The sequence below is a fragment of the Flavobacterium aureirubrum genome, assembly GCF_038739835.1.
GTDB classification, from domain to species: domain Bacteria; phylum Bacteroidota; class Bacteroidia; order Flavobacteriales; family Flavobacteriaceae; genus Flavobacterium; species Flavobacterium aureirubrum.
Map to the genome: position 1 here is coordinate 60,382 of NZ_JBCGDO010000004.1, position 18,979 is coordinate 79,360.

Below are 18,979 nucleotides of genomic sequence, written 5' to 3' on the forward strand. Positions count from 1 at the left end.
CTTTGATAAAGATATTGAAACGAAAAGCCGGATTAGCTCCAAAAAAAAATCCCAAACTCTAATAAATCAGAATTTGAGAATTTTTTAAATTGGATAACTATTTTAAATTTTAAAACGTTTTCTATCATTTTCATTCAAATAGATTTTGCGCAAACGAAGTGATTTAGGTGTTACTTCTACGTATTCATCTTTTTGAATATATTCTAATGCTTCTTCAAGCGAAAATTTAATGGCTGGAATAATCCTAGCTTTATCATCAGCACCACTTGAACGCACATTTGACAATTTTTTAGTTTTGGTAACGTTGACCGTCATATCATCTGAACGTGTGTTTTCACCAATAACTTGACCTTCATAAATATCTTCGTTTGGATCAACAAAGAATTTACCTCTATCTTGCAATTTATCAATTGAGTAAGGAATGGCTTTACCGTTTTCCATAGAAATCAATGAGCCGTTATTACGCCCAGGAATTTCTCCTTTATAAGGTTCATAACCAATGAAACGGTGTGCCATAATAGCTTCACCAGCTGTAGCAGTTAACAACTGATTTCTTAAACCTATAATTCCTCGGGATGGTATATTAAATTTGACAATCATTCGCTCACCTTTTCCTTCCATTGAAAGCATTTCACCTTTTCTAACTGAAACAAATTCCACTGCTCTTCCTGATAAATGCTCAGGTAAATCAATAGTTAGCTCTTCTATAGGTTCACATTTTACACCATCTATCTCTTTAATAATCACCTGTGGCTGACCGATTTGCATTTCATATCCTTCTCTCCTCATGGTTTCAATCAAAACAGATAAATGCAAGACACCGCGACCAAAAACCATAAATTTATCTGCAGACTCAGTATCACCTACTTTTAAAGCTAGATTTTTCTCTAATTCTTTAGCTAGTCTATCTTTAATGTGACGGGAAGTTACAAATTTACCTTCCTTCCCAAAAAATGGTGAGTCGTTAATAGTAAATAACATACTCATGGTTGGTTCATCGATAGCTATAGTTTGTAATGCTTCTGGATTTTCAAAATCAGCAATAGTGTCGCCAATTTCAAATCCTTCCACACCTACAATTGCACAAATATCACCAGCAATAACTTCTTGAACTTTTTTACGACCAAGACCTTCAAAAGTATGCAACTCTTTAATTCTTGATTTTAATATTTTTCCGTCTCTTTTCACTAATGAAATTGGCATTCCTTCTTTCAAAACACCTCTTTCTAAACGACCAATCGCAATACGACCAGTAAACGACGAAAAATCTAATGAAGTGATAAGCATCTGTGGCGTTCCTTCGGATACTTTTGGCGCAGGCACATTGGCCACAACCATATCCAGAAGAGGTTCGATATTTGTAGTCAAATTATCCCAATGATCGGACATCCAATTGTTTTTTGCAGAACCATAAACAGTTGGAAAATCCAGTTGCCATTCTTCTGCACCTAATTCAAACATTAAATCGAAGACTTTCTCATGTACTTCTTCTGGCGTACAATTTTCTTTATCCACTTTATTGATAACCACACAAGGTTTTAATCCTAAGTCGATAGCTTTTTGTAGTACAAAACGCGTTTGTGGCATTGGTCCTTCAAAAGCATCTACTAACAAGCATACACCATCAGCCATATTCAATACTCTCTCCACTTCACCACCAAAATCAGCGTGTCCAGGAGTATCGATAATATTAATTTTTGTTCCTTTATATACTACCGAAACATTTTTTGATGTAATAGTAATCCCTCTTTCACGCTCTAGGTCGTTGTTGTCAAGGATTAAATCACCGGTATTTTCGTTGTCACGAAACAACTGACAGTGATACATAATTTTGTCGACTAGTGTTGTTTTACCATGGTCAACGTGAGCAATAATAGCAATGTTTCTAATAGATTCCATCTGTGTTTTTTTCAAGGTGCAAAGGTACACTTTATTTTTACATAAAAAATTAGTTTGCCTTGATAATGGAAATGGACCAAAAGTTTATAAAATGTTTAATAAGTTTTGGTTGAAATTTTTATTCTAAAACGAATTTATATATATTTGGAGTAATGAAAAAGTATTCTAATAAAATAACATTAATATACCTTGTTATTCTGATTTCCTTGGCTGCCATTGGTCAATTTGTTTTCTTTAATAATACCAAAAATTCATCTGATAGTTTAATAAATAGCTTTTACTTAAAGGATGTCTTTTATATTGTAATATCAACATTGCTCTTTGTTTTTCTTCTCAGGCTAAAAGACAACAGAAACGTTGCTATTTTTGAAAAATTAAAAATAACTAATAATGAAATAGCTGAGTCAAACGAGCGTTATGATATAGTTGCCAAAGCCACCAGTGATACAATTTGGGATTGGAAAATTGAGGACGATAGTTTTGTATGGAATAAGGGAATACAAGGAGTTTTTGGTTACAAAAAAGAAGATGTTGGTAAGACTTCAAAATGGTGGTTTGATAGAATTCATCCAGAAGATAGTTTAAAAATGTCAGTAAAACTATACTCTTTTTTGGAACAAAAAACAGAGAAATGGCAAGATGAATATCAGTTTCAGTGTGCTGATGGAAGCTATAAATATGTTTTAGATAGAGGATTTCTTATGAAAGACAGCGACGGTAAACCCATAAGGATGATTGGAGCTATTCAGGATATAACTAAACAAAAAGCAGAGGAACAAAGACTACGATTACTGGAAACAGTTATTACGCAAACGAAAGAAGCCGTAATGATTACCGATATAGACACGTCAGATAATGTAATTCCTAATATTATCTATATAAATTCTGCGTTTACAGATATCACTGGATACGATGCAAAAGATGTTATTGGGAAATCTCCAGTTTTACTATTTGGAAAGAAATCTGATGTTTTAGAACTTGAAAAATTAAAAACTGCTATCCAAGATTACAAAGAATGCATGATTGAAACCATTTGCTACAAAAAAAATAACGAAGAATATTGGGTCAATTTATCTATGATACCAGTCACAAATAGTGAAGGAGAGCATTCACACTGGATTTCTATACAAAGAGATATTACCGAAGAGAAAGAAAAGCAAAGAGAGAGAGAACAACTAATTAGAGAATTGACGCAAAATAATAAAGACTTAAAACAATTTTCTTATATTACATCGCACAACTTGAGAGCACCACTATCTAATCTTACTGGATTACTCAATTTAGTTGAAGATATGACTATAGAAAATCCAGAGCTAAATGAAATTATAAATGGATTTTCAAAGTCAACTCACCTCCTGAATGAAACTATTAATGACTTAGTCAAAGTTGTAATTATAAAAGATAATACTTCAATTCACAAAGAAAAAGTTAGCGTTAAAGAAATTTTTGAAAATGTGTTTAGTCAATTAAGTTTCTTAATCAGCACGCATAAACCTATTTTAAAAATTGATTTAGAGGATATTACCATCTTAAACATCAACAAGTCTTACTTGGAAAGTATTTTTTTAAACTTACTAACCAACGCTATCAAATACAAGGAACCAACTAGACAGTTACGGGTTAGCATCTCGTCAAAAGTTATCGGTGATAATTTATTACTTACATTCAAAGATAATGGAATTGGTATTGATATGGAAAGAAATAAAGATAAAATATTTGGGCTATATCAACGATTTCACAATCATCCAGACAGTAAAGGTTTGGGATTATACTTAGTTAAATCGCAAGTTGAAGCCATGGGAGGAACTATTTCAGTTGCGAGCACAGTAGGAAAAGGAACAACATTCACCATCACCTTTAAATACAATTAAACTGCAATCTAATGTTAGAAAAAATACTTTGTGTAGATGATGACCCTATTACCTTGATGCTATGCAGAAAAGTTATTGAAAGAGCTTCATTAGCTAAAGAAATACTTGTGTCCAACAATGGTGAAGAAGCATTTCAATATTTTAAAGAATTAGCTGAAAAACACAAAACTAATACTAGTTTCACTTATCCAAGATTGGTTTTTTTAGACCTGAACATGCCAATTATGAATGGTTGGGAGTTTTTAGAGATTTATACTAATAATGGCTATCCCAATATTTTTAAAGAAGCAAAAATTATTGTTTTATCGTCAACAATTGACCCTAAAGATGTTGAACAAACCAAAAGCTACTCAGTTGTTATAGATTTTTTATCGAAACCAATCACAAAAGATATGCTTGAAAAACTGAAACAAACTTTTTTTTGAAAAGCCAACCAAAATAAAAAAGCATCTAAAATTAGATGCTTTTTGTTATAATTCGGAAAAAAATTAGTTTACAAACTTGTAACGTGCTTCGTTAATTTAGACTTTAAATTGGAAGCCTTATTATCATGAATTATGTTCTTTTTAGCTAATTTATCAATCATTGAAATCACAGAAGCCAATTTAGAGGAAGCTTCATTTTTATCAGTTGCTAGCCTTAATGCTTTGATGGCATTACGGGTCGTTTTATGTTGATATCTGTTTAAAACTCTTCTTTTTTCGTTACTTCTAATTCTCTTTAAAGCTGACTTGTGATTTGCCATTTTTTGTGTCTTTTATTTAAATTGTAGCCCGTAGGGGAATCGAACCCCTCTTACCAGGATGAAAACCTGGCGTCCTAACCGATAGACGAACGGGCCATCTTTCTTAATGCGGATGCAAAAATACAACTATTTTTTACTCTTGCAATAGTGTATATAATTTTTTTTTACTTTTTTTTAGTATGCTTTTGCAAATAGCACTCTACCAGTAGATTTCTCTCCCGAAAAAACGCACTTTCCATTCACTTTTTCTTGACTTAAAGGAATACAACGTATTGTAGCTTTAGTTAATTCCTTTATTTTTTCCTCAGTTTCTACTGTTCCATCCCAATGCGCTGAAATAAATCCCGTTTTATTCTCTAAGACATCTCTAAATTCTTCAAAAGTATTTACTTCGGTAATATGATTGTCCCTAAATTGTAATGCTTTATCAAACAAATCCTTCTGTATTTCTTTTAATAAAGTTGCGACATATAAGTCAATTGCACTAACACTAACAACTTCTTTTGTTAAGTTATCTCTTCTTGCTATTTCAAAAGTTCCATTTTCTAAATCTTTTGGCCCAATTGCAATTCTAATTGGAACACCTTTCAATTCCCATTCAGCAAATTTAAAACCTGGCTTTTGGGTATTTCTATTGTCAAATTTCACAGAAATTCCCAACTTTTTTAATTGCGAAACTAAATCATGGGCTACCGTTGAAATCCGTTCAAACTCATCAACAGTTTTGAAAATTGGCACGATAACCACTTGTATCGGCGCTAGATTAGGTGGTAAAACTAATCCGTTATCATCAGAATGTGTCATTACTAAAGCACCCATCAGACGAGTTGATACGCCCCAAGATGTTCCCCAAACATATTCTTGTTTTCCTTCTTGATTTGCAAATTTGACATCGAATGCCTTTGCAAAGTTTTGTCCCAAAAAATGAGAAGTTCCCGCTTGTAAGGCTTTTCCATCTTGCATAAGGGCTTCTATGCAGTAAGTCTCTTCTGCACCAGCAAAACGTTCAGTTTCTGTTTTTAAACCTTTGATTACCGGAATCGCCATAAAATTTTGAACAAAATCAGCATAGACATCCATCATTTTTTTAGATTCTTCAATAGCTTCTGCTTTTGTGGCATGGGCAGTATGACCTTCTTGCCATAAAAACTCAGCTGTTCTTAAAAACAGTCGAGTTCTCATTTCCCATCGAACTACATTTGCCCATTGATTTATTAATAAAGGTAAATCTCTATAGGATTGTATCCAGTTTTTATAAGTAGACCAAATAATTGCTTCACTAGTCGGACGAACAATTAATTCTTCTTCAAGCTTAGCATTAGCATCAACCATCAATTTTCCTGGCTTATTTGGATCGTTTTTTAAACGGTAGTGTGTCACAATAGCACACTCTTTAGCAAAACCTTCCGCATTTTTCTCTTCGGCTTCAAACATACTTTTTGGAACAAAAAGAGGAAAATAAGCATTACTATGACCTGTCTCCTTAAACATTCTATCTAATTCTGCTTGCATTTTTTCCCAAATAGCATAACCATATGGTTTAATTACCATACAACCTCTAACACCTGAGTTTTCAGCTAAATCTGCCTTTACAACCAGTTCGTTGTACCATTTTGAATAATCTTCACTTCTTGTCGTTAGGTTCTTGCTCATACAATATAGTTTGGCATAAAAATTGTTTAACTTTTTTTAACTAAATAGTTTGGCAAAACTAACTATTTTTGTATAGTCCAACAATAAAAATGCTATAGATATGAAAACTAATTATTCTTCCAGTCAAAAAATATCCTTTAAATTACTTCTAGGATTAATTTCTATTACAATGCTCTCTTCATGTGGTTCTTACCAAAACAGTTCTTACTATGACAATGATGGTATTTACGCAAGTGCTCAAAATCAAAGAAGAGAAACAAATTCAGGTCAAAATTCGCAAAGCAATAAATATCAAGAGTATTTTAGTGATTTAAATGACAATGCTCAAAATTTCACTAATTTAGGTAATAATAACGTTACTAGTAATGATACTGTCTCAAGAAATGCCGGCTGGGGAAGTAATCCACAGAGCGTAACAGTAAATGTTTATGATAATGATTGGGCATGGAGTAATTGGAATAATTGGTGGTATGGTGGTTATTGGGGTTGGAACAATTGGGGTTGGGGAATGGGACTTGGCTGGAACAACTGGGGTTGGGGAATGGGTTGGAACAACTGGGGTTGGGGAATGGGTTGGAATAACTGGGGCTGGAATAACTGGGGAATGGGATGGAATGGTAATTATTTTAACAACTATTATCACTCATACAGTGGTGGAAGAAGAGGTTCATCATTTACTGGAAACGCCATTAACAATAGAAATGCATCCACAAGAACTTCCAATTTCAATACTGTTCGTAACAATAGTGTTTCCCCAAGAAGTAATAGTAGCGTCAGGTCATTTAATAACTCAACTAGAAACTATAACAACAGTAATTCTGTGAGAACCAATACAAATTCAACTAGAGGAAATGTAAGAAGTCAAAATTCTTCACCAACTCGATCTTATTCACCGAGTTCAAACTATGGTGGTGGTCGTTCGTCTGGCGGTGGTCGTTCATCTGGTGGTGGCGGCTTTGGTGGCGGTGGCGGAAGATCATCTGGTGGTGGAAGAAGATAACAATTTTTGTGAACGAAATCTTTGTAGTGATTTGTAAAATTAACTCTGAAAAAAAAACAACATGAAAAAATACATTTTTTGCAGCCTAATAGTGATGTCGCGTTTTTTTGGCTACTCACAAGAAATATCAGATGCATTGCGGTTTTCGCAGGATAATTTAAACGGAACAGCAAGATTTAGAGCTTTGAGTGGAGCTTTTGGCGCACTAGGCGGTGACTTGTCATCAATAAATGTAAATCCTGCTGGTTCAGCCATTTTTGCAAACAACCAGTTTGGCGCGACGATTAGCAATTTTAATAAAAAAAATAATTCAAATTATTTTGGAACAAATACCTCAGAAAATGATACCAGTTTTGACCTAAACCAAGCGGGGATGGTTTTTGTTTTTAACAATAAAAATTCCAAAAGCGATTGGCGTAAGTTCAGTATAGCTTTAAATTATGAAAATGCAAATAATTTTGATAATTCAACTTTTAGTGCTGGTGTAAACCCAACGAATTCTATAGATCGCTACTTTTTGTTTTATGCCAATCAAAATGGTGGTGTTCCGCTCGGTGATTTACAACTTCAAAGCGGAGAGACTATATCCTCATTGTACTCTTTTCTAGGTTCTACAAGTGGATTTGGAGCTCAACAAGCATTTTTGGGTTACCAAGCTTTTGTAATCGATCCTGCAGCAAATTATGATGATTTAACCAACAGAAGTTATGTATCTTTGGTTCCCGGTGGAGGCAATTACTATCAAGAAAACTATTTTACCTCTGACGGATACAACGGAAAAGTGAATTTTAATTTTGCCACACAATACAAGGATTTTCTTTATTTGGGTATAAATTTAAATTCTCATTTTGCGAACTACTCGCAGTATACCAATTTTTTTGAACGAAACAATCAAGAAGGTGACCAGTTTAGAATAAATAGATTACAATTTGAAAACAGATTGTCTACTTATGGAAATGGTTTTTCATTTCAAGTTGGAACTATTGCTAAAGTTACTAAAGAACTACGCGTAGGTTTAGCTTATGAGTCGCCAACTTGGTTTAATTTAAATGATGAATTAAGTCAATCTCTTATTGGTGTACGCAGTACTAATCTTGTTGAATTAGCGCCAGATGTTGTAAATCCTAATGTCATCACGATTTTCGAAAGGTATAGACTTCAGACCCCAGATAAAGTCACAGGAAGTTTTGCCTATATTTTTGGAAATCAAGGTTTAATTAGTATTGATGTTGCATTCAAGAATTACAGCGAAGCTACGGTGCGCCCGAATAATGATTTTAGAAACTTAAATACTGCTATCTCAAATACCTTAACAAACTCTACTGAGATAAGAATTGGTGCCGAAAAAAAGATTAAACAGCTAAGTTTGAGAGCTGGATATCGTTTTGAAGAAAGCCCATATAAGAATACGGCTATCATGGGAGACCTTACTGGCTATTCGGGTGGAATAGGTTATAATTTTGGTAATACCAAAGTAGATTTATCCTACTCACATTCAAAAAGAAATTTTCAACAACAATTTTTCTCGCAAGGATTCACAGATAGTGCCAGAATTCAAGAAATTATGAACAATATAAGTTTAACATTCCTCTTCGAATTATAGTTAGCATCATAATTATGCAAAGCCACTTTAATCGAGTGGTTTTTTTTTGTTTTTAAAAAGAACTGTAAACTGTAGAATTGAAATAAAAAGAGTAATTTTGCACTCCTTTCAAATAGTCACGATTAATCATATGAGAACTAAGTCTTTAAAGAAAAATAAAATCAATGTAATTACCCTTGGATGTTCCAAAAACACTTACGATAGCGAAGTTTTGATGGGGCAATTAAAAGCCAGTGGAAAAGACGTTGTTCACGAACAAGAAGGAAATATTGTAGTAATTAATACGTGCGGTTTTATTGATAATGCCAAAGCAGAGTCGGTAAATACTATATTAGAATACGCTGATAAAAAAGAGCGTGGTATTGTCGATAAAGTATTTGTGACCGGATGTTTATCAGAAAGATATCGACCTGATTTAGAAAAAGAAATCCCAAATGTTGACCAATATTTTGGTACGACAGAATTACCACAGTTATTGAAAGCATTGGGTGCCGATTATAAACATGAATTGCTAGGCGAAAGAATTACAACAACACCAAAAAACTATGCCTATCTAAAAATTGCTGAGGGTTGCGATAGACCTTGCAGCTTTTGTGCTATACCGCTAATGCGTGGTAAACACGTATCACAACCTATTGAAAAATTAGTTAGAGAAGCGGAAGGTTTAGCAAAAAATGGGGTAAAAGAACTAATCCTTATTGCACAAGATTTGACTTATTATGGATTAGATTTATACAAAAAAAGAAATCTTGCTGAATTGTTAGAAAATTTAGTAAAAGTAGAAGGAATTGAATGGATACGTTTGCATTATGCTTTTCCAACAGGATTTCCAATGGATGTTTTAGACTTGATGAAACGCGAACCAAAAATATGTAATTATTTAGACATTCCATTGCAACATATTTCAGATAACATTCTAAAATCAATGCGTCGCGGAACAACCAAAGAAAAAACCACAAAACTCTTAAAAGAATTTCGTGAAACCGTTCCTGGCATGACTATTAGAACCACATTAATTGTTGGTTATCCCGGAGAAACCCAAGAAGATTTTGAAATCATGAGAGATTGGGTGCAAGAAATGAAATTTGAAAGATTGGGTTGCTTTACCTATTCGCATGAAGAAAACACTCACGCCTATTCACTTGAAGATGATATTCCTGAAGAAGTAAAACAAGCTCGTGCCGCTGAAATTATGGAAATACAATCTCAAATATCTTGGGATTTAAACCAAGAAAAAATCGGGCAAACCTTCAAATGTGTAATCGATAGAAAAGAAGGGCAACATTTTATAGGAAGAACAGAATTTGACAGTCCCGATGTAGATAATGAAGTGTTAATTGATGCTGCTAAGTTTTATGTGAAAACGGGAGATTTTGTAAACGTGAAGATTATAGATGCAACCGAATTTGATCTTTATGGTGAACCCGTATAAATAAACAATTAACGCTGTAAATAAATCAAAAACTGCCTTTTCAGGCGGTTTTTGATTTATAAAGGAATATTTCCGTGTTTTCGTTTGGGCAATATTACCTCTTTATTTTCAAGCATACTGAATGCTTTAATCAATTTTCTTCTAGTATCTTTTGGCAAAATCACCTCATCGATAAATCCTCTTTGAGCTGCTGTATAAGGATTGGCGAATAATTCGGCATATTCCGCTTCTTTTTCTAATAATTTTGCCGCAGGATCAGCTGCTTCACTAATTTCTTTTTTGAATATAATTTCTGAAGCTCCCTTTGCTCCCATTACTGCAATTTCCGCAGTTGGCCAAGCAAAATTCATATCGGCTCCAATATGTTTGGAATTCATTACATCATAAGCACCACCATAAGCTTTTCGGGTAATTACAGTCACTTTTGGAACAGTAGCTTCACTCAAAGCATAAAGTAATTTTGCTCCATGAACAATAATACCATTCCATTCCTGATCTGTTCCTGGTAAGAAACCTGGAACATCAACTAATACTAGTAATGGAATATTAAAACAGTCACAAAAACGAGTAAATCTGGCCGCTTTTATAGAACTTTTCACGTCTAAACATCCTGCCAAATACTTCGGATTATTAGCAACAATCCCAATACTTCTTCCACCAAGTCTAGCAAAACCAACTACTATATTTTCAGCATAAGCAGCATGAATTTCAAAAAAAGAATCTTCATCAATAATTCCTTTGATAACATCATGCATATCATAAGGTTTATTGGCGTTTTCAGGAACTATAGTATCCAATTGCTCTCGGTATTCATCACCTAAAACGTAATTCAATTTAGGTGTTACTTCTTTATTATTTTGAGGAATATAAGTCAACAATCTTTTTATATCTTCCAAACATTCAATACCATTAGGTGAGGTTGTATGTGCCACACCGGATTTAGTAGAATGAGTTATCGCGCCACCTAATTCTTCTGAGGTCACTTCTTCATTGGTTACCGTTTTCACGACATTTGGACCGGTTACAAACATATAACTATTGTTTTCCACCATCATCGTGAAATCAGTCATGGCAGGAGAATAAACAGCACCTCCTGCACATGGTCCCATTATGGCAGAAATTTGTGGAATTACGCCACTAGCTTGTACATTTCGATAAAAAATATCAGCATAACCGCCAAGAGAACGCACGCCTTCTTGAATTCGCGCACCACCAGAGTCATTCAAACCTATCATTGGTGCACCATTTCTAACGGCCATGTCCATTACTTTACAAATTTTCTCAGCATGTGTTTCGGATAATGCACCACCAAAAACAGTAAAATCTTGTGCAAAAATATAAACTATACGTCCGTTGATTGTTCCATAACCCGTTATGACTCCATCGCCATAATAGATTTCTTTTTCCATTCCAAAATCAGTAGTTCTGTGAGTAACCAACATTCCAATTTCTTCAAAAGAACCTTCATCAAGTAAATATTCTACTCGTTCACGAGCCGTTAATTTTTTCTTTTCGTGTTGTTTAGCAATTCTTTTTTCACCTCCGCCTAATTTGGCCAAAGCAATTTTATCGTTAAGTATATCTATTTTATTTTCCATTTATTCTGAACTTGTTTCAGAATCTTTCCAAAAAGATTCTATTATTTTTTTTACTTCAATTTTCATGTTAAAGATTCGTCTTAATACTTAATACTAAAATCTTAATACTTTACTCTATTGGCAATCTCAAAACTTGTTTATCTGCAATATACTTTTGCAATGCAATCATAGCAGCTATTTCGGCTTCAACATCTAAATTAGCTTTCAGCTTTTCAGGACTGTAATACGCTTTTACAAAACCCGTATCAAAATTCCCTGAACGAAAAGCTTCATGTTCCATTACAAATTTCCCGAAAGGCAATGTAGTGGCAACACCTTCTATATGATAATTATCTATAGCCTTTATCATCAACTCAATTGATTCTTCTCTAGTTTTCCCATAAGTCACTAATTTAGATAACATTGGGTCATAATAAATTGGCACATCCATTCCTTCTTCTATCCCATTATCTACTCGAATTCCTTCGCCTACTGGAATTTTGTATGTGCTTAAAAAACCCACATTCGGCAAAAAATCATTCATCGAATCTTCAGCATAAACACGAAGTTCCATGGCATGACCATGAATGACTAAATCTTCTTGTTTGATGGTTAATGCTTCTCCACGAGCTATACGAATTTGTAATTCTACCAAATCCAATCCAGAAATCATTTCGGTAACTGGATGTTCCACTTGCAAACGGGTATTCATTTCGAGGAAATAAAAATTGTGCTTGTCATCCATCAAAAACTCAACTGTTCCTGCACCAAGATAATCACAAGCTTTAGCTACTTTAACAGCGGCTTCACCCATTTCTTTACGTTTTTCGGGTGTTAAAATTGATGATGGCGCTTCTTCCACCACTTTTTGATGACGACGTTGAATGCTACATTCTCTTTCATGCACATACAAAATATTCCCGTGACTGTCTGCCATGATTTGAATTTCGATATGACGCGGTTTGGTAACATACTTTTCAATAAAAACCGAACCATCTCCAAATGCCGAAGTAGCTTCACTAATGGCACGATTCATTTGCGATTCGAAATCTTCTTCTTTCTCAACTATACGCATTCCTTTTCCGCCACCACCAGCAGACGCTTTTATCAGAATGGGAAACCCAACTTCTTTGGCAGTTTTTTTGGCTTCGTCCAAATCCGTAATGGCATGATCAACACCTGGAACCATCGGAATATTGTATTTCATTACGGCTTCTTTGGCGGCCAATTTACTTCCCATCGTTTCAATAGCTTTGGATTTTGGCCCTATAAAAATGATATTATTTTTTTCACATGCTTCAGCAAAAGTGGAATTTTCACTAAGGAAACCATATCCTGGATGAACTGCATCAACGCCAAGTTCAATACAAACTTCAATGATTTTATCGCCACGCAAATACGATTGACTTGAAGCTGCTTCACCTATGCAAACCGCTTCATCGGCATATTTTACATGAAGGGCATTTCTATCGGCAGTTGAAAAAACGGCTACTGTTTTAATGCCCATTTTCTTTGCCGTTTTCATTACTCTGATGGCAATTTCACCGCGATTGGCAACTAATATTTTTTTGATTTCTTTCATTTATATTGAATTTATTTCAGCATCTACACTTTTTGCAAAGCCTTAATACTTAATACTTTTATCTTAATACTCTATTCAAACTCAATTAATAATTGTCCTTTGTCAACAGCGTTTCCTTTTACAACTGCAATTGATTTGATTACTCCATCACGAGGTGAAAGAAAACTGTTTTCCATTTTCATCGCTTCAAGAATTAACAAAGAATCATTTTCTTTTACGGATTGTCCCACTTCTACGCTGATTTCGAGAATTAATCCAGGCATTGGAGCTTTAATAGCATTAATAACTTTTGTTCTACCTCTCTCTATTCCCATGCTTTTGATAAGAATATCTAAATCGTCTGAAATGGCTACTTCATACCTATTGTTATTTACCTTAATGGTGTATTTTTTGGCTAAAAAATCGGCAGAAACGATTTCTGCTATATAAGGAATATGATTTTTTAAAACATGGAACTTGTCTTTTTCCACATCAACAACATCAAAATTTTTGAGGTTACTTTCAGATAAATCAATTGGAGTATTATGATTTACAGTTAGCTTATATTTATTGCTCATATTAATTGGTTATTATTGGAAGTAAATTTAGGAAAAGAAAACGTTTTAGTAACTGATAATTATCAGATATTTGGATAAATAATATAGTTTTTAAAGGCAAAAAACTCCAACAATAAAGTTGGAGTTCTGTTAATAGTTTGTGATAATAAATTATACTTTCTTTTCTAAATCGAATTTTAAATCAATTTCTACAGATTCTGCGATTTTACTTTTAACCACTGATGGTATTTTGATATTGTAATCTAATGGTTTAACTTTAAAAGTAGAAGTTGCAACAAGCTTTTCACCAGATTGTAAAAATGTGATTTTGATTTTTACTTTTTTAGTTACTCCATGTAAAGTCAAATCGCCTTCAACATCAAAAGTTGCTTTACCAGATGACAATTTAGTTTCATCAAAATTGGTCACTTTTCCTTTAAAAGTAGCTTTTGGGAACTTATCACTTTCAATGTAATTTTCATTAAAATGCTCTTCCATTAAAGGCACTTTGAATCGGAACGCTTTAACCAAAGCCAAAGCAGCAATTTCGCCTGTTGATTTGTCAAAAATGCAAGATGCTGTATTGTTTTTGGCTGCAACCTCCTCAAAAGCGGGCATTGATGCTTCAAATTTTATTTCTCCAGAACGAGTAATCATCTTTTGAGAAAACAAGTAAGTAGAGAATAACAGTCCAACGAATAATAACATCTTTTTCATAGCATTTTTTTTAATTTGGATAACCGTTAGCAACCCATTTTTTTATTGTATTTATTCTGTTTTGTGGCATTCTACCTGATTGCGGCATAACTCCTCCACAGGATTGGTCATCAATTCTACAAATCATATTTCCATTTTCTGCAGCATCTCTTACTTGAGCATAGGTTTCCATTGTAGGTAATTCAGCAGCAACTGCACTATGACATGCTAAACAATTGTTCTCAATAATAGGCTTTACATTTTTTGTATAGGTTGGATTAGCAACTTCTCCAGAAATTTCTTCATAAGTTTTAGAATCACATGAGAACCCGATAATGCATACAATCATGAATACGATTAAAAATTTAAATGTTTTCATATTTAAAATACTCTATATAAGTTAAAACCAAAATAAATTCCTTTCCCTCCTGTTATTCCGTTGGCAGTAGTAAAATAACTAACGTCATTCATAGCTTGACTATTTGAGAAAAGCAACTGAAATACATGTCCACCAGTTTCAATATCTATACCAATTGTTGCAGGATTGTGATAAAAACTAGTTTCTCTTGCATTCAATCGAGCAGCATATTCCATATTCAAACTAATTCTTTTAGACAATTTATATCTTCCACCAAGAGCCAATAAAAAATTATCTTTTTCTTCATATAAAGGTTCGTAAAGATTTTTATGAATATAAATCGGATTTAATTCTAAAGAAAGACTATTAGAAAACTTTCTCGATATTGGAAATTGTGTACTAAAAGCAAATCTATTTGATGGTTCCAATTCTGGAAACTCGTCTTTACTCAACTTAGAGTTGATATCTATTGTGTTATAACCAACAATAGTTACAGGAAAACCATCAACTTCTTGGTCAGCAAACTTATATTTAGCTGATAATTCATATATTTTATTCAAAGTGTGCCGAGAAAAACCTAAGGTTAACCAATCGCTTGCTCCATACAAAACGCCGATTTTAGTTGAAGCATTGTCCAACCCGAAGAAATTTTCAAAACCATTCGTTAAATCACCAAATTTGTGTGATACTAAAAAATACCACTCGCCTTTGGCGGCAAGCTTTGTAGATTGCATAGAACAAACTTGTAATCCTTTGAAAGCTGCAATTTCAATTTCTTTTTTTCCTTTGCTAACAGAATCTAATTCATTCAATAAATCATCTTGTGCATTCGAGAAACCAAACACAAAAAGAAAAAATACAGAAAAAGCAATTTTAGATAAATTCATTTTTATTTATTACTATTTTATTAAACAAAGGTCTAATTTTAATTCTTCTAAAAGATCATCATAACCTGTGACACGACCTTTAATATTAATTTGACTGCCAACAGCAACTTTTTTTGAAACTTGTAATTGACAAGAAACTTTCTCATCTAACGTAATAACATTTTCACCAATATTGGTAACTTTCCCAGAAACTTGTACAGTTTTGTTTAAGTATTTTTTGGTTGCAACTTCAGAATTATTTGAAAACTCAGTAAAAATGTCAGTTGCTGTCTTGGTAAACTCAGATTTTTCAGTTTGAATATCTCTAGCACCACCAGTCATTATATAATTGTATCCAAAATAACCTAGGGCAACTATAACAATTAGTCCTATTAAAAATGTTATTTTTTTATTCATGTTTTTAAAAAATTTATAGTTTACAATTGAATAAACTTTATTGATTACATATTTTTTATTCTTTTAATTAAAAATAACCTTTTTTCCAAGACTTCTGAGAATCATTATGCAATTTAAAAAAAACTCCAGAAGAGTCTTAACACTAACTTCAACTCCGTTAGAATTATCAGCAACTTCAATTGATTTAACTAAAACTCTAGGCACAAAATGAAAAATTCCGATACTATACCAGTCTCAGGGTCAAACCAATTTTGACACCACAACAAAGAAGCTGCTTTATTATGCAAAAGCAAAATTAATTGGAGTAATTAGTAGTACAGATAATTTTGCGTTTTTTCTTAATTACAAATTTATTAATTTTTATCACATATTAATTGTTTATTAAAAATAAATCGATACCAAAAATGAGTTTTAACACTCTTAGTTTTGTATTTAATGATTCGTATTTTCAATAAATAAATTATTTTAAAAAAAGAGAAAAATGAGAAGAAAACAGTAAAAGTATGATAGATTTTATAAACCCAATAACCCAAAATCTTTTAAAGTATTCATTGGTTTTGAATACCAAAATAGTTCAAAATCTTCAAAACGAATTTCAAAATCGGTTTTTAGTTGCGCAAAGGTTTGGTTTTTATTTTGGAAAACAGAAAGTGATTCTAAGCTTGTAACAAGCCATTCTGCTTTGTCTTTATCCAAGGAAATTTCAATAGTATCTCTTTTGTCATGAAAAATTAATTTTATCATTTGACGTGAACTTCCTTTTTTAGACTTAGTAAAAGTTTCTGTTAACGGCTTTCCTCCTATCCATACAATTTTTGCTGAAGGCTTGGTATTGAAACTTTCTTCCTTCTTCAAACAAGAAACGATATAATCGGATGGAATTTTAGTATTGGGAATTTTAAAATCAAACCAATCTTGAAGTTTGTAATCGAAGCAGATTCCGTGCATGAAATTAAACAAGGATTTCTTCAATCCAAAACTAAATTTATCGTGATTAAAACCAGTTTTGTCTTTGAATTGGATGTCATTATTAGCAAAAGTGATTGTGTTTTGTTCTGGAATTACACCAAATTCCTCTGGAAACATGCCTACTGGACTGTGAGCCGTCATGGCAAATTGATGCCAAAATCCCGATTGAATAACGCCCAATTCAAATAGTTGTCGTACCATTTCCAGACTATCGACAGTTTCTTGCACGGTTTGTGTGGGATAGCCATACATCAAATAGGCATGAACCATAATACCACTTTCTGTAAAATTTTGAGTTACTTGTGCCACTTGTTCCACAGTTACTCCTTTTTTAATCAATTCTAATAATCTATCAGAAGCTACTTCCAATCCACCAGAAACAGCAATACAACCAGAAGCTTTTAATAGTAAACACAAATCGCGCGTGAAACTTTTTTCAAAACGAATATTCGTCCACCACGTTACTGTTAATTTCCTGCGAAGAATTTCCAAGGCCAATTCTCGCATCAAAGCCGGTGGTGCGGCTTCGTCTACAAAATGGAACCCATTTTCGCCCGTTTGTGCTATCATTTCTTCCATCCTATCGACCAACGTTTTTGCCACAATAGGTTCATATAATTTGATATAATCCAGAGAAATATCACAGAAGGTACATTTTCCCCAATAGCAACCATGAGCCATAGTCAACTTATTCCAGCGACCATCGCTCCAAAGACTGTGCATTGGGTTGGCAATTTCGATGACCGAAATGTATTTATCTAAAAGCAAATCAGAATAATCGGGTGTGCCAACTTGAGATTGTTTGTAATCAGAACGAGTGGTGTTGTTTTTATAAACGACTTCGTTGTTTTCTAATATAAAGGTTCTTTTAAATTCGCTAGAAGAGATTCCTCCTTCGTCGGAATGACAAACTGCTTTAAATAATAATTCAATAGGCAGTTCACCATCATCTAAGGTTATAAAATCAAAGAATTCGAAAACTCTTTTGTCTTTCAAATCACGAAGTTCCGTATTAGGAAAACCGCCACCCATGGCAATTTTTATAGTTGGAAAATGTTTTTTTATGTATTGCGCACAACGAAATGCACTATACAAATTTCCTGGAAATGGTACAGAAATACAAACTAATTTAGGTTGCGTTTGCTTAACTCTTTCTTGAAGGATTTTGAGTGTAATTTTATCAATGTATGTCAACTCATTTTGCAAATGTCCATACATTTCGTCAAAAGAATTAGCACTTCTTCCTAAGCGTTCCGCATAGCGACTGAAACCAAAATTTTCATCGACACATTCTACTATAAAATCAGAAAGGTCTTCGAGATATAATGTGGCTAAATGTTTGGCTTTATCTTGCATTCCCATAGAACCAAATGCCCATTCCATATCGTCTAATTGGTCAAAACGGGAAGCTTCGGGGAGAAAATTACCGGAGCAAATTTGTCGAGCTAGGGTTTGGTTTTTTCCTTGTAAAAAAGCTATAACACTGTCGATGGTATTGATGTAATCTTGGCGGAGAGAATAAATTCGTTGCGAATTTTGGTTGCGGATTGTGGGCTGCGAGTTGCGAGTTGCGTGTTCGAAAATTGCTGTTATGCCCTTTTTAGAAAAAAGTTCTAGAATAACCTCTATACCCAAATCCATTTGAAAAGCACTAATGCTTTTCGTGTTCAAAAAACCTTTTATATATGCCGTTGCAGGATAAGGCGTATTGAGTTGGGTGAATGGTGGCGTGATGAGAAGGAGGTCTTTCATTTGGATTTTGAAAACAAACAAAA

The 18,979-nt window shown here is 33.5% G+C and carries 16 protein-coding genes and 1 tRNA gene; 5 read left to right on the forward strand and 12 right to left on the reverse strand.

The features are described 5' to 3' along the window. Window positions 1-102: 102 nt before the first annotated feature. Complete coding sequence (gene typA, locus WFZ85_RS04715; protein WP_342695129.1) at window positions 103-1,899, reverse strand: translational GTPase TypA; 1,797 nt, start codon at window positions 1,897-1,899, stop codon at window positions 103-105. A gap of 152 nt (window positions 1,900-2,051) precedes the next feature. On the opposite strand from typA, the gene WFZ85_RS04720 reads away from it, so the two are divergent. Together WFZ85_RS04720 and WFZ85_RS04725 are read left to right on the forward strand one after the other, a co-directional pair. After that, window positions 2,052-3,770 carry a PAS domain-containing sensor histidine kinase gene (locus WFZ85_RS04720; protein ID WP_342695130.1) on the forward strand — a complete coding sequence of 573 codons (1,719 nt, stop codon included), beginning with the start codon at window positions 2,052-2,054 and terminating at the stop codon, window positions 3,768-3,770. Window positions 3,771-3,781: 11 nt separating this feature from the next. Continuing rightward, the gene (locus WFZ85_RS04725; RefSeq protein WP_342695131.1) at window positions 3,782-4,195 is read left to right on the forward strand and encodes a response regulator; all 414 of its coding nucleotides are present in this window, start codon (window positions 3,782-3,784) and stop codon (window positions 4,193-4,195) included. A 68-nt stretch (window positions 4,196-4,263) separates the two neighbouring features. Here WFZ85_RS04725 and rpsT read toward each other — a convergent pair whose 3' ends face one another. The 3 genes from rpsT to proS form a co-directional block, all read right to left on the reverse strand. Next, window positions 4,264-4,515 carry a 30S ribosomal protein S20 gene (gene rpsT / locus WFZ85_RS04730; RefSeq protein WP_342695132.1) on the reverse strand — a complete coding sequence of 84 codons (252 nt, stop codon included), beginning with the start codon at window positions 4,513-4,515 and terminating at the stop codon, window positions 4,264-4,266. Between the two features lie 24 nt (window positions 4,516-4,539). After that, window positions 4,540-4,611 (reverse strand) — tRNA-Glu (locus WFZ85_RS04735). Window positions 4,612-4,689: 78 nt separating this feature from the next. Beyond that, complete coding sequence (gene proS, locus WFZ85_RS04740) at window positions 4,690-6,168, reverse strand: proline--tRNA ligase (RefSeq protein WP_342695133.1); 1,479 nt, start codon at window positions 6,166-6,168, stop codon at window positions 4,690-4,692. A gap of 100 nt (window positions 6,169-6,268) precedes the next feature. Between proS and WFZ85_RS04745 the strand changes: the two genes are divergently transcribed. The 3 genes from WFZ85_RS04745 to rimO all read left to right on the forward strand — a co-directional run bounded on the left by WFZ85_RS04745 (window position 6,269) and on the right by rimO (window position 10,203). Continuing rightward, complete coding sequence (locus tag WFZ85_RS04745) at window positions 6,269-7,168, forward strand: hypothetical protein (RefSeq protein ID WP_342695134.1); 900 nt, start codon at window positions 6,269-6,271, stop codon at window positions 7,166-7,168. A 61-nt stretch (window positions 7,169-7,229) separates the two neighbouring features. Next, entirely contained in the window at window positions 7,230-8,771 is a 1,542-nt protein-coding gene (locus WFZ85_RS04750) for an OmpP1/FadL family transporter (protein ID WP_342695135.1), read from the forward strand. Between the two features lie 130 nt (window positions 8,772-8,901). Continuing rightward, window positions 8,902-10,203 (forward strand): 30S ribosomal protein S12 methylthiotransferase RimO, encoded by a 1,302-nt coding sequence (gene rimO / locus WFZ85_RS04755; protein ID WP_342695136.1) that lies wholly within the window; start codon window positions 8,902-8,904, stop codon window positions 10,201-10,203. Window positions 10,204-10,259: 56 nt separating this feature from the next. Here the strand turns inward: rimO and WFZ85_RS04760 are convergent, their stop codons facing one another. From WFZ85_RS04760 to WFZ85_RS04795, 8 genes are all read right to left on the reverse strand, one after another. Next, a complete protein-coding gene (locus WFZ85_RS04760; RefSeq protein ID WP_342695137.1) occupies window positions 10,260-11,801 on the reverse strand; it encodes an acyl-CoA carboxylase subunit beta in 1,542 nt (513 codons plus the stop codon). A 109-nt stretch (window positions 11,802-11,910) separates the two neighbouring features. Beyond that, window positions 11,911-13,353: an acetyl-CoA carboxylase biotin carboxylase subunit gene (locus WFZ85_RS04765; RefSeq protein WP_342695254.1), complete on the reverse strand. Its 1,443-nt coding sequence runs from the start codon at window positions 13,351-13,353 to the stop codon at window positions 11,911-11,913. Window positions 13,354-13,433: 80 nt separating this feature from the next. Beyond that, window positions 13,434-13,919 (reverse strand): acyl-CoA carboxylase biotin carboxyl carrier protein subunit, encoded by a 486-nt coding sequence (locus tag WFZ85_RS04770; RefSeq protein WP_342695138.1) that lies wholly within the window; start codon window positions 13,917-13,919, stop codon window positions 13,434-13,436. Between the two features lie 150 nt (window positions 13,920-14,069). After that, window positions 14,070-14,615: a YceI family protein gene (locus tag WFZ85_RS04775; protein WP_342695139.1), complete on the reverse strand. Its 546-nt coding sequence runs from the start codon at window positions 14,613-14,615 to the stop codon at window positions 14,070-14,072. Window positions 14,616-14,625: 10 nt separating this feature from the next. Continuing rightward, window positions 14,626-14,973 carry a hypothetical protein gene (locus WFZ85_RS04780; protein ID WP_342695140.1) on the reverse strand — a complete coding sequence of 116 codons (348 nt, stop codon included), beginning with the start codon at window positions 14,971-14,973 and terminating at the stop codon, window positions 14,626-14,628. 2 nt (window positions 14,974-14,975) lie between these two features. Beyond that, window positions 14,976-15,839 (reverse strand): DUF5777 family beta-barrel protein, encoded by an 864-nt coding sequence (locus tag WFZ85_RS04785; protein ID WP_342695141.1) that lies wholly within the window; start codon window positions 15,837-15,839, stop codon window positions 14,976-14,978. 12 nt (window positions 15,840-15,851) lie between these two features. Further along, the gene (locus tag WFZ85_RS04790) at window positions 15,852-16,235 is read right to left on the reverse strand and encodes an OB-fold protein (RefSeq protein WP_342695142.1); all 384 of its coding nucleotides are present in this window, start codon (window positions 16,233-16,235) and stop codon (window positions 15,852-15,854) included. A gap of 513 nt (window positions 16,236-16,748) precedes the next feature. Beyond that, window positions 16,749-18,956, reverse strand: a complete 2,208-nt coding sequence (locus WFZ85_RS04795) for a B12-binding domain-containing radical SAM protein (protein WP_342695143.1) — start codon at window positions 18,954-18,956, stop codon at window positions 16,749-16,751. Window positions 18,957-18,979: the final 23 nt, after the last annotated feature.

Bases quoted from the DNA above. Each gene is read 5' to 3' on its own strand.
- typA (WP_342695129.1), bottom strand. From the start codon at position 1,899: ATGGAATCTATTAGAAACATTGCTATTATTGCTCACGTTGACCATGGT.
- WFZ85_RS04720 (WP_342695130.1), top strand. From the start codon at position 2,052: ATGAAAAAGTATTCTAATAAAATAACATTAATATACCTTGTTATTCTG.
- WFZ85_RS04725 (WP_342695131.1), top strand. From the start codon at position 3,782: ATGTTAGAAAAAATACTTTGTGTAGATGATGACCCTATTACCTTGATG.
- rpsT (WP_342695132.1), bottom strand. From the start codon at position 4,515: ATGGCAAATCACAAGTCAGCTTTAAAGAGAATTAGAAGTAACGAAAAA.
- proS (WP_342695133.1), bottom strand. From the start codon at position 6,168: ATGAGCAAGAACCTAACGACAAGAAGTGAAGATTATTCAAAATGGTAC.
- WFZ85_RS04745 (WP_342695134.1), top strand. From the start codon at position 6,269: ATGAAAACTAATTATTCTTCCAGTCAAAAAATATCCTTTAAATTACTT.
- WFZ85_RS04750 (WP_342695135.1), top strand. From the start codon at position 7,230: ATGAAAAAATACATTTTTTGCAGCCTAATAGTGATGTCGCGTTTTTTT.
- rimO (WP_342695136.1), top strand. From the start codon at position 8,902: ATGAGAACTAAGTCTTTAAAGAAAAATAAAATCAATGTAATTACCCTT.
- WFZ85_RS04760 (WP_342695137.1), bottom strand. From the start codon at position 11,801: ATGGAAAATAAAATAGATATACTTAACGATAAAATTGCTTTGGCCAAA.
- WFZ85_RS04770 (WP_342695138.1), bottom strand. From the start codon at position 13,919: ATGAGCAATAAATATAAGCTAACTGTAAATCATAATACTCCAATTGAT.
- WFZ85_RS04775 (WP_342695139.1), bottom strand. From the start codon at position 14,615: ATGAAAAAGATGTTATTATTCGTTGGACTGTTATTCTCTACTTACTTG.
- WFZ85_RS04780 (WP_342695140.1), bottom strand. From the start codon at position 14,973: ATGAAAACATTTAAATTTTTAATCGTATTCATGATTGTATGCATTATC.
- WFZ85_RS04785 (WP_342695141.1), bottom strand. From the start codon at position 15,839: ATGAATTTATCTAAAATTGCTTTTTCTGTATTTTTTCTTTTTGTGTTT.
- WFZ85_RS04790 (WP_342695142.1), bottom strand. From the start codon at position 16,235: ATGAATAAAAAAATAACATTTTTAATAGGACTAATTGTTATAGTTGCC.
- WFZ85_RS04795 (WP_342695143.1), bottom strand. From the start codon at position 18,956: ATGAAAGACCTCCTTCTCATCACGCCACCATTCACCCAACTCAATACG.